Annotated in this window: 1 protein-coding gene and 1 pseudogene; both read right to left on the reverse strand. The window is 64.0% G+C overall.

All coding sequences use genetic code 11. The features are described from left to right. The coding region (locus tag F758_RS0142930) for a HAMP domain-containing protein (protein WP_024513500.1) at positions 1-1,334 on the reverse strand (1,334 nt) is incomplete at its 3' end. A 58-nt stretch (positions 1,335-1,392) separates the two neighbouring features. Next, positions 1,393-1,782 (reverse strand): annotated as a pseudogene (locus tag F758_RS0142935) (methyl-accepting chemotaxis protein); the annotation flags it as partial.

The following is a 1,782-nucleotide window of genomic DNA, read 5'->3' on the forward strand; positions in this document are numbered from 1 at the left end:
TGCTCGGCGCTGGCCGAGAGCTCCTGGCTGCCGGCCGAGACGTTCTGCGCCGCGGTCAGGGCTTCGGCCACGATCTGCCGGAGCTTCTCGACCATGCGCTCCAACGAGATGCCGAGCGTGTCCTTCTCGGACAACCGCTTGGCCTCGACCGTGAGATTGCCGTTGGCGATCTCGTTGGCGACAGCCGCCGTTGCGTTCAGGTTCGTCGTCATCGCATTCAGCGACTTGACGAGATCGCCGATTTCATCGTCGCTGCCGACGTCGATCTTCTGACTGAGATCGCCGATCGCAACGGCATCGGCGAGACCGAGCGCCCGGCCAAGCGCGCGGCTGATGCTGAGCGCGATCCAAGTCGCCGAGACCACCGCAATCAACAGCGCGCCAATGATGCTGCTGATCACGAGAAGCTTGGCAAAGCTGGCCTCCTTCGCGCCCTCGTCGGCGACCTCGCCCATTTGCTGCTCGTTACGCTTGACATACTGCTCGATGACATCGAGCGTCTGGTTGAAGGCCTTGCGGCCTTCGCCGCCCGCTACCGCCGCAGCCTTGATGTTGCCGGCCTCCTCCGCGAGGTTCGCGGATTGCTCGGCGGCCTTGGCCAGGCGCTCCAGCGGTGTATTGAGAGCGCCGACAGAACCTCCGGTCTGTTCGCTCGCGAGCTTGGCGATATCGGCCTTGACCGCGTTCAGCCGCTGCAACGCCTCCTTGACGTCGGAATCGACCTCCTGGAGGTTCGAGCTGGTGTAGGCGGAAATGACGGCCCGCGAGAGTCGCGCGGCATCCAGCTTTGCGGTCAGCAGGGCCGTCACTGCGCGCTGGCTCTCGGACGCATTCTTGTTCAGTTCCGCGACCATCGAGTCGAGCAGAGAATCGAGTTCCCTGGCGGCGGGTTGCCCCTGGCCCTTCCAGATCTCCGCGGCCTTGTTGTTCGAGTTGAGCAACGCCAGCTTCCCCGCCTGCTCCTCGAGCTCGTTCATCCGCTTCATGGGCACGGCGGCATCGTCGAGGATGCGCTTTCCGGCGTCGCTGGCCTTGCTGTAAAGCTCGTCCCTGAGCTTGAGCACCTTGTCGCGGCGCGCCACCATGGCACTGTAGTAGTCCTGCGTATCCTTGTCGGTCGTCGCATAGATCATCCGCATCTCGGAGCGTTGCTGCGACTGGATGCCGTTCATGACGTCAGCGGCCATTTTCAAGCGCAGGGCTTGCGCGACCGTTCGCTCCTCCGCATCGGTTAGCGCGGAAAGCTTGCTATAGGCGATCGCGCCTGTGATCATCGACAGGACGATGACCGCGCCAAAAGCGCCGGCAAGCTTTGCCTTGACCGTGAGTCTCATGTTCAGCCCCTATTCCAGATTGCCTCCGGCCCGCTTCGAAAGCGGGCCGGGTCTCTTCTTATCGTTGAAAATCGGCGTCGCGTTCGTCGCCGCCGTCGTCCATGGCAAAGGCAAACCCGCCGCCGCCCGCCGCTTTGACGCTGCGACGTGCCGCAGGTTTCGCCGCCGACTGCATCGGCTTCCTGGCGCCACGCTCGGCCGCCGCCATGGTCGCAGCCTTGGCGCGGAGCTGGCTGACCGCACGATCCATCGGCGAAACCGCCGCAGGCTTCTCGATGCCAGCGTTGTCGATGCGGAAGAACGAAATGGTCGACTGCAGTTGCTCGGCTTGCGAGGCCAATTCCTCGGAAGTCGAGGACACCTGCTCGGAGGCGCTGGCGTTCTGCTGGCCGACCTTGTCGAGCTGCTGGATCGCCTGGTTGATCTGCGCCGAGCCGACATCCTGCTC

This window comes from Bradyrhizobium sp. ARR65 (assembly GCF_000472385.1).
GTDB lineage: Bacteria > Pseudomonadota > Alphaproteobacteria > Rhizobiales > Xanthobacteraceae > Bradyrhizobium.